General features: G+C 41.3%; 10 protein-coding genes and 1 pseudogene. 9 read left to right on the top strand and 2 right to left on the bottom strand.

Features of this window, described 5'->3' with window-relative positions; translation table 11 throughout:
- Positions 1 to 106: 106 nt before the first annotated feature.
- The 3 genes and pseudogenes from PSI23_RS03275 to PSI23_RS03265 form a co-directional block, all read left to right on the top strand.
- Positions 107 to 379: pseudogene (locus PSI23_RS03275) on the top strand (DUF6246 family protein); the annotation flags it as partial.
- Between the two features lie 173 nt (positions 380 to 552).
- On the top strand, positions 553 to 855 hold the full coding sequence (locus tag PSI23_RS03270; RefSeq protein ID WP_273553733.1) for a hypothetical protein: 303 nt from the start codon (positions 553 to 555) through the stop codon (positions 853 to 855).
- Complete coding sequence (locus PSI23_RS03265) at positions 852 to 1205, top strand: hypothetical protein (RefSeq protein ID WP_273553732.1); 354 nt, start codon at positions 852 to 854, stop codon at positions 1203 to 1205. Before PSI23_RS03270 ends, PSI23_RS03265 begins: the two co-directional genes overlap by 4 nt.
- A 33-nt stretch (positions 1206 to 1238) precedes the next feature.
- On the opposite strand, the gene PSI23_RS03260 is transcribed toward PSI23_RS03265, so the two are convergent.
- Positions 1239 to 2063: a helix-turn-helix domain-containing protein gene (locus tag PSI23_RS03260; protein WP_273553731.1), complete on the bottom strand. Its 825-nt coding sequence runs from the start codon at positions 2061 to 2063 to the stop codon at positions 1239 to 1241.
- A gap of 100 nt (positions 2064 to 2163) precedes the next feature.
- Between PSI23_RS03260 and PSI23_RS03255 the strand changes: the two genes are divergently transcribed.
- Both PSI23_RS03255 and PSI23_RS03250 read left to right on the top strand, forming a co-directional pair.
- The gene (locus tag PSI23_RS03255) at positions 2164 to 2334 is read left to right on the top strand and encodes a hypothetical protein (RefSeq protein WP_273553730.1); all 171 of its coding nucleotides are present in this window, start codon (positions 2164 to 2166) and stop codon (positions 2332 to 2334) included.
- 98 nt (positions 2335 to 2432) lie between these two features.
- Positions 2433 to 3206, top strand: a complete 774-nt coding sequence (locus PSI23_RS03250; RefSeq protein ID WP_273553729.1) for a phage antirepressor KilAC domain-containing protein — start codon at positions 2433 to 2435, stop codon at positions 3204 to 3206.
- Positions 3207 to 3318: 112 nt separating this feature from the next.
- On the opposite strand, the gene PSI23_RS03245 is transcribed toward PSI23_RS03250, so the two are convergent.
- Positions 3319 to 3873, bottom strand: a complete 555-nt coding sequence (locus PSI23_RS03245) for a hypothetical protein (RefSeq protein ID WP_273553728.1) — start codon at positions 3871 to 3873, stop codon at positions 3319 to 3321.
- 148 nt (positions 3874 to 4021) lie between these two features.
- Between PSI23_RS03245 and PSI23_RS03240 the strand changes: the two genes are divergently transcribed.
- From PSI23_RS03240 to PSI23_RS03225, 4 genes are all read left to right on the top strand, one after another.
- Positions 4022 to 4441, top strand: coding sequence for a hypothetical protein (locus PSI23_RS03240; protein ID WP_273553727.1), 420 nt, complete (start codon positions 4022 to 4024; stop codon positions 4439 to 4441).
- 35 nt (positions 4442 to 4476) lie between these two features.
- Positions 4477 to 4956, top strand: coding sequence for a type VI secretion system-associated protein TagO (locus PSI23_RS03235; protein ID WP_273553726.1), 480 nt, complete (start codon positions 4477 to 4479; stop codon positions 4954 to 4956).
- Positions 4957 to 4971: 15 nt separating this feature from the next.
- Entirely contained in the window at positions 4972 to 5292 is a 321-nt protein-coding gene (locus PSI23_RS03230; protein ID WP_273553725.1) for a hypothetical protein, read from the top strand.
- A 99-nt stretch (positions 5293 to 5391) separates the two neighbouring features.
- The gene (locus PSI23_RS03225) at positions 5392 to 8634 is read left to right on the top strand and encodes a tape measure protein (protein ID WP_273553724.1); all 3243 of its coding nucleotides are present in this window, start codon (positions 5392 to 5394) and stop codon (positions 8632 to 8634) included.
- Positions 8635 to 8673 lie beyond the last annotated feature (39 nt).

Here is an 8673-nt window from a genome sequence, read left to right as displayed (position 1 = left end):
ACTCCAATTTAAATTCGGGGCTGAAACTTCTTTTCATCATGTCACCTGTTGAATTATCGAAGTGAGCATATCACCTCTATAACGGTGACCAAAATCATTGAACCACATCAGAAAACTCCAGAGGCATGAAGGAACGGAAGAATTTTCTGACCAGTTTAAGGCTATCGAGTATGTCAATGCGGCTCGCGCCCATTTCAATATGTCACGCGAAGAGGCTGAACAGTTAACGATGACCGAATTTCAGATGATGCTGAAAGCCAAGTTTCCCGATGAGAAGGGTTTCACCCGTGAAGAGTATGATGCCGTTATTGATGCTGATGATCAGCGAACTAATGACCTGATGAATGGCAAGCGAAGACTGGTTAGCATGAAAAAATAATAGCTTTAAACACCCAATATTATGTATATACAAAATTTATGGCTTAATGATTTATTTTATTTATTAATTACGCGACATTTATCAATATTTCATGAGTCTTTTTGAGTTGTTTGGATCTATTTCGTGGTGTATTCTGTATATACAGATTAACCATAGGTTAAAGATGCCGATACATGAAGCTCTTAATATCATCAAACATTAGGTTGAAGTTAGCAGGCAAGAACCCGCCTGTTAATGAAGAGGATATACTCCAGTGTTTTTCTAATCGGATTGGGCGTTTTCTTGAAGACACAAGAGAAGATAATAAAACTGACCCACCCACTAAATGGTTTATATCTGAAACTGATTATGGTGTTAAGTTGAAGATAGTCTTTATTTACTACCCTGAGAAAGGGGTGGCTATCAGGACAGCTTACGCACCTAACGAAGATGAATTGAGAATTTACAAAAAATACGGCCTAGGAACAGAGAAATGAGCAAACAAACTGATAAGCGAACAGACCTGATAGCTTCCACCGATGAGGCGTGGGAGGATGGTGAGCTTGGTCGCAGTGAAGCTCACATTAAAGTATCTGACGACATCACGGAGGATCTGATTAACGAGGCGCTGGACTTACAGCCAATCTCAATCAGGTTAAATAAGTCTCTGATAGAGGACTTGAAAATGATAGCTGACCTTAACGGCTTAGGCTATCAGCCATTAATCAGACAAGTTTTAAATCGTTTCGCCAACAGTGAAAAGAAACGGATACTCGCGGAAACTCACAGTAAAGCGATGAAAAGCGAAAAAAGAAAGTCAACCAATAAGCGACACAAGGCCGCTTAACCCAATAGCAGAAAGAATAGGAAAACAGCCCCATCACGGGGCTTTTTTGTTGAGTAGTTGCTCAAGCATGGATTCGATTTTGTTGAGTCGATCATTGATAGTATCTAGCTCATCCTGAGGGATATCTATATGAACATCCCCCCAAGCAAGCTTCTCATCTGCTGGGTTCACAGGGAGATATGGAGATACAAACAGATGTCTTGGGTCACCATCCCTTAAGTCAAGTTGATAATGAATAGCAACAGCTAATATGTCTGTTTCTCTATCCATTGGCATTGGCGAATACATTGAATTTAAAGGGCGGAAGTATTTATTGTCAGTATTTGAAATGTACTGCATAAAATAAACTTTTCTTTCTAACTGATGACTTACAAGAACGAAATCACCATATCTTGGACGTAATTGTCTTTCGAAAGTAACAATAGTACTTTCAGGGAAGTTAACACCAAAGGAGATCATTGAATCACCCTTTACCTCGACAGCAAATGCATCATTATCTGCAAGCAGAGGTGCTGGAATAAAACCAGAGATGCAATTATTCGATTTTTCGCTATCAGAATGTAAGTAATCATAGGCATTAGAAAGAGATATAACAGGTATTTCACGAATCGTTACTGTCTTCTTGATATTACTCAAATCAGGAGATTCTCCATCACCCTGAGCCAGCCATTCAATAGATGCACCTAATGCCGCTGATAAATTATTAAGTACCTTATTTCTCGGTTTAGATTCACCACCTTCATATGCAGCAATTTGTCTGCGGACTACGCCCACCCTTTGAGCAAGTTCCTCTTGCGTGAGATTTAACGCTTGTCTCGCCATTGCTATACGCTTGGGGAAATCGTTATCAAACTTCATTTGTGAGTCCTTAAAATGCATCTTGACACAATCGGGTTCTATAGTAATAATGAGTATACAATATGAACTTATGCAGTAACAAACAACAAAGGTGAGATATATGGAAAAAAATAAGAGAATTGCACCGTACCCATTCCGAATGAAGCCAGAAATGCGCCAATGGCTAGAAGATAAAGCCGAAGAAAAGCGTCGTTCAGTACAGGTTCAATTGGAATATATCGTAGATATCGTGATGGAAATGGAGAGAAAAGGTGAATTGCAGCTTCCATGAAAGCGAAACCCCAACTGCGCCAACAGTTGAGGCTTCTAAATCTTCAAACCGTACAAAGTAATTAAAGATTATGTCAACCCATAACAGAGAGTGACAATATGAATAATGTAGCAAATAAAAATCTTCCTGTCATTGCAGGCGTAGAAATCACTACCGACTCAGAAGGCCGTTTTAACCTGAATGCTTTGCATAAGGCTAGTGGTGGAAACGATAGCAAAAAACCAAGTGAGTGGTTGCGCCTTTCATCATCAAAAAGCTTAATAAATGAGCTAAGCGGGAATTCCCACTTAGGTCAAGAAGTACTCAAAGTACAAAAAGGCGGCATTACTCCAGGCACTTTCGCTCATGAACTTCTCGCTGTTTCATACGCAGGATGGATAAGCCCATCATTCCAATTGCAGGTGAACCAGACTTTCATTGATTACCGTTCTGGTAAGTTGGCACCAGTAACTACAGATCCGATGCAGATGTTGCGTGACCCCGATACGCTGCGTGGGATACTCCTTACCTACACCGAGAAAGTGATTGCACTGGAAGATCAGGTCGCTGAAATGAAGCCAGATGTAGATGCCTTTGAACGCATAGCCAAAAAAACTACTGGCAGTATGTGTGTTACCGATGCCGCGAAACACCTGCAAGTAAAGCCGAAAGTTCTTTTCGACACCTTGTCTTCAAACAAGTGGATTTATCGCCGCTTGGGTAAGAAAAATTGGGTTGGGTATCAAGACAAAATACAGCAAGGGTTGTTGGAACACAAATTAACCACTGTCACAAAAGATGATGGAACGGAGAAAGTTTGTGAGCAGGTTCTCTTGACTGCAAAAGGCATTTCCAAACTGGCTAAGATGTTGAGTGTGAAAGAAGCTGCTTAAGGATTTTGGAGGTCAAGGATGGCTTTGAATCAAATAACCATCACACAAATGCCACTTAAATGTGGCGTTTTGCGTTGTTTTACGTAAAAAGGCGGTTATTCCGCCTTTATTATCAAACAGAGGATTTCATTGATGGATAATACTGATTTAAAAAATAATCAAGGTGATCAAAAACCCAAACGATACCCTCAATCTCTAAGGTCTGAAATGTTACGCAAAATTTCTCGTAGGTTTCCCCATATATCTCAAGAGGCGTCCACTCCCAGACAAGTACAGACTGAGTGTATTCGATGGCCTGCTGAGGGTTTTCCATTCCCTGTGAGATCATTGAATCACGGAGATATTGAATAAATAACTCATCCATTATCTTGATGTCTGGCCTGTACTCTATTGGGGATTCCGGTCTTAACGATAAATCTACATAACCCAGTATTGAGTTGTTATCTCCAGAACCTTGAGCACAACCAAAAGACATAAACAGCTTGCTATTTGAGTTAGTATTGACAATGAAATTTTCTAACCAAAAAGCTCCATTTAGTTCATGTATCTCTGAGATTCGGTGTGGTTCTTTTACTAAATCTATTCCTCCATTATTGATATCGTCATCCCTCACTTCTTTTCTGTATGGAAATTTTGTGAAGTGATCGTTATATTTAGAACGTTCCATGCGCCCTCCGAGTTGGTTATTAGGCGCATTAAACTTAATAGATAATGATCAATTGTATAGCCTGATGTTTGTACAGTAGGTGGCTTTTTGCGTTCTTTTGCGCTAATTGGTTGGTATTATGAGCAAAATTTGATGATGAGGGATGGTTATGTTAACGTCAGAAATACCAATACTAGGGTTACCGACCGACTATTATGAAGAAATTAAGACTAACAGCGGAAGTGTGGTTTACAAAGCCAACAGGAACAAGATACGAGAGTTATTGTCCTTTAGAAAGGAATTCATAGATACATCTATTGCTGGTGGTACTGATGAGATGCAAGCAGCTATGAACTGGCTAGATTTGCTAGATATTTTTTTATTAAATGAACCCATAGAAGCGAAAACGGATATATACGAGGTTCTAACTCAAGAGCTAAACATAATAACTCAACAATTAGATAACAAAACAAATGAAATTTACCAAAAGATAAATGAGGAAGAAGCTACCGCTGAAAGTATAGGCAAATGGATAGGTGCTGGTATATTACTTATCTTTATTTTGTTTGTATTTGTTTCAACTAGATAATATAAGTTAACTTAATAGATATTAAAGGGTGTGGAATGAAAAATATTTTAGTTGTTGCATCATTACTGCTATCAAGTTCGGTTTTCGCTTCTAATTATGAAAAACTTGGCGATTGGAGTGTAAGAAAAGAAGAGAACAAACTGACTGATCAAACTGATTACTATGCGATTCTTCCAGCAACAGATCGCGATGTATCACTTGTGCTGCGGTGTCAGAATAATAAAACAGAGGCTTATCTTTCTATGAAAGATTACATGGGAGGAGGTCACGGTTCAAAAGTTACACTAAGGCTAGACAAGGGCAAACCTATTGTACAAACTTGGGGTATGGGTGAAAGAGGAACATCTTTGTTCGCACCCAAGTCACTACAATTGATTCAAAGTCTTGTTGGTAAAAAAAATATGATTGTTGGCTATGAGCCATATGGTAAATCTCAAACAATTGCAGAATTTAACATTGATAACATAGATGTTATTGCTACCAGTATATCCTCTGCTTGCAACTGGAAGATGTAATAATTAGGTATCAATATGACAAAGAAAATTGTTGCTGCATTTATAGTTATCATTATTGCTATATCTATATTTGCATATAACAAAATAATTATTTTTACTGTTCAACCAATAGGTGCCTTACCAGATGGAGCCACTATTGTGATGTGGAAAAAAGACAACATGCGTTTTTTTGAAAGTCCAGACGGCATGTGCCTGCAAAGAACAGGTGGAGTGAGTTTGCTGTGTAGAGCGACAGCTTTAGGTAGCGGCATTGATAAAGATAAAATTATTTTTAGGTTGCCGTACATAGAATATGCATACCTTCAATCAACCAATGGAGAAAGGTTTGATAGATAGGGAATTTGAGTAGGCTAACCCCTTTCTGGGAGTTTTTGCGTTTTTTGCATCAATAAACCCTGCCATTCGGCGGGGTTTTCTTTTTTCAGGAGCTAGAAAATGGCTGAACATCAGGTAGGCAACATTGTTTATCAAGTATCAATGGATGTAGCTCAATTGTTGACCGCACAACGGCAATTAGATTCGCGCTTGGGACAGGTAGAGCAACGCTTTAATCAAACGGGACGTTCAGTTCAGGGAGCAGAGAAAGCATTATTAAGCCTATCAAGAGCTGCCACTGCGGTAACAGCGGCGTTATCCATCGAGAAAATAGCCAGCTATGCGGATGCATGGGTTGTAGTTAATAACAAACTGGTTAATGCCGTTAAAACAAATGAAACGCTGGCAGAAGTGACTGAGCGTGTATTCAATATCGCCCAGAATTCCCGTGCGAGTTTGGATTCTACGGCTGCACTGTATGGTCGCCTTGAAAGAGCTACTCGTAGTTATAGTATGTCGGCTGATGACGTGGCGAAATTAACTGAAACTGTTGCAAAAGGGCTGGTTGTTTCAGGTGCAACCTCTGCGGAATCATCAAGCGTCATGATTCAGTTTTCTCAGGCTATGGCCTCTGGCGTCCTGCGCGGTGAAGAATTTAACTCCATGTCTGAGAACGGAAGTCGCTTAATTGCAGCATTGAGCGATAACCTCGGTGTTAATATTGGTCAACTAAGGAAAATGGCGGCGGAAGGTAAGTTAACGGCTGAGATTGTATCGAAGGCTTTTCTGACTCAGGCCGGAACTATCGCTAAGGAATTTGATAAAACATCAGCGACAATGAGCCAGTCAATGGAAATGGCAGCTAACAATATGACTAAGTTCTTTGGTCAATCAACCACAGTTCAGACAGCACTTAAAGCGTTTAATAGCACTCTGGTTACTGTCAGTGAAAATATGGATCTTGTTGCTGGTGCTGCAACTGCCTTAGCCGTTGTTATGGGGTCAAGGATGGTTGGTGCGATGATATTAGCGGCGCGCCAAAAAATAACAAATGTTAGGGCTTCTATAGCGTCAGCACAAGCTAATAAAGTGGAAGCACAAAGCGCGTTGTATGCCGCCAACATGACATTGCGTAAGGCGGAAATGGATAAAATTGCTGCGATTGAGGCGTTACGCCACGCTGAGGCTGAATACGCAGTAGCAAAGGGAACTGACGCAGCTACAGTAGCACTTGCCAGATTAACCACCGCCAGAGCCACAGCAACTACGGCAACAGCCACATACAAAACCGCGCAAGATGCCGCCACTGCCGCCCAGATCGCAATGAATGGACTCAAAAGTGTCGTTTCTTTTTTAGGTGGGCCGCTTGGTGTGATTACCCTCGCCGCCAGCGCGTTTTTCTTTTTTAAACAGAGGACAGACGAAGCAAGGCAATCTGCCGATCAGTTCTCAGCATCCATTGATAATCTGTCTCAAAACCTGAGCAACATGAGTGAAAAACAACTCAAGGGAGCTAGAGTTATTATTGCTAATCACATAAGAACTCTGGTTGACAAGAAAAAGGAACTGGAAAGCGGACTGCGTGGTGCTGAGACGGATTATAATGCGGCAAAATTCGCTCGTTATCTTTCGCCGGAAACTAAACAGAACAGGATGAAAAAGGCAACCGAGGAAATGGATGCCTACAAAGCTGAAATTGAAAAAACAGAAAACGAAATAACAAAACTTGAAAAGGTATCCAACGACGCATCAATAGCAATTCATGAACAGGGTAAAAAAGCTGATGCCGCTGCCAATTCTACAAAGAAACTGGGTGATGCAATGGGTGGTGCGTCGAAAGAGGCTGGTGACTTTCTTAAAAAATTGGATGATCAGATAGAGCTTCTTAATATCGTAGACAAAAAGCAGAGGGAAATAAGAAAAGCAGAGATGCAGGCGGCTGATGCTGGTGGGAATAAAGAACAGCAAGACAAAGCAGGCAAGAAAGCAGATGAAATACACAATCTCCAAGAGGCTGAAAAGAAACGAGAAGAAGCTAAAAGAAAAGCTGAAAGTGCAGCGGATAAAGCGGCAAGTGATGCTAAAAATAAAGCCAAGGAGATTGAGGAAGCTCTAAAACGTCAACAAGAAGCCTTAGATCGTCTCAATACCGGATATAAAAAAAATAGCCTTGAGATGGCTAAATACGACGCCCGCAAAGCGATGCCAGAAGGTTCTAGCGAATCCCAGCTAAAATCAGCGGAAGCTAATGCCGAAAGAATTTGGCTGGCTAATCAAGAAAAAGACGACAAGATTAAAGCATCTGAACTTGATGTTGCCGCTCACTCTGCCATGCTTCGCAAGAAAGAGGAAGATGACCTCAAGAGGATGTACGATAAACGCCTTATCGACGAAAAAACGTTCCAAGAGCAGATGAAAGCAATTAAGGATAAAGCCGCAGAAGAGGAACGACAACGCAAAGTCAATGAGACCGTATCGCCTGCCATGAAAACCCTTGGGGAATTCGATCCAGTACAAAATCTCATTAATGAGCATGAAAGAAAAATGGCAGCTATTACCCATTTCGAGCAAGAACATACCGAGCTTAAGGAGCAAGCAGAGGCAGCCAGAGCAGCTATCACCAAGAAATACCAAGAAGACCTTACCAACGCCCAATGGGATCAATGGAAGAGCCAAAATGAGATGTATCAATTTCTAGGTGATGCTGTTGAATCATTGGGGCAACGCTCTGCCAATTCCATAACAGGGCTGTTAACCGGAACTCAGACGGCTAATGAAGCCATGAGAAATTTGGCGCTTACTATCACGAATGAGGCGGTCTCTGCACTGGTTCAGATGGGTATGCAGCAAATCAAGAATATGGTGATTGGTAAAGCATTAGCGACAGCATCGACAGCAACAACTATGGCTCAAGCGGCTGCGGCTCAAGCGGCATGGGTACCTGCTGCTCTTAGTGCATCCATTGCGACATTGGGAACGGCGGCGACTACAGGCACCACCGCTTACATGTCTTCTTTGGCTGCAAGTAAGGCGTTTGCAATTGCTGGTGCTCGTAAAAATGGTGGGCCAGTCAGTCCGAACGGGGCTTATCGTATTGGTGAAAATAACAAGCCTGAAATATTCAAGGCTAACAATGGTCATCAATATATGATACCGGGTGACAGGGGTAAGGTGGTTAGTAATAGGGATATGGGGAAAGGGGGTGGTGGAGTTTCTGTCGGCGATATCAATATTTCGTTTAGTGTGCAGACACAAGGTAACTTTTCTGAACAGGATGCGCGATTAATGTCGGGAATGGTGAAAAAATCCATTTATGACGTGCTGATAGATGAGCGCCGACCGGGTGGAATGTTGAACCAATAACCCCCTTTGGAGGGTTATTCATTTCTAATCTCTATATTT

This window comes from Xenorhabdus yunnanensis (assembly GCF_028598805.1).
Taxonomy (GTDB): Bacteria; Pseudomonadota; Gammaproteobacteria; order Enterobacterales; family Enterobacteriaceae; genus Xenorhabdus; species Xenorhabdus yunnanensis.
The sequence above is the reverse complement of the archived record's forward strand: the minus strand, read 5'-3'. Positions and strand labels throughout refer to the sequence as shown.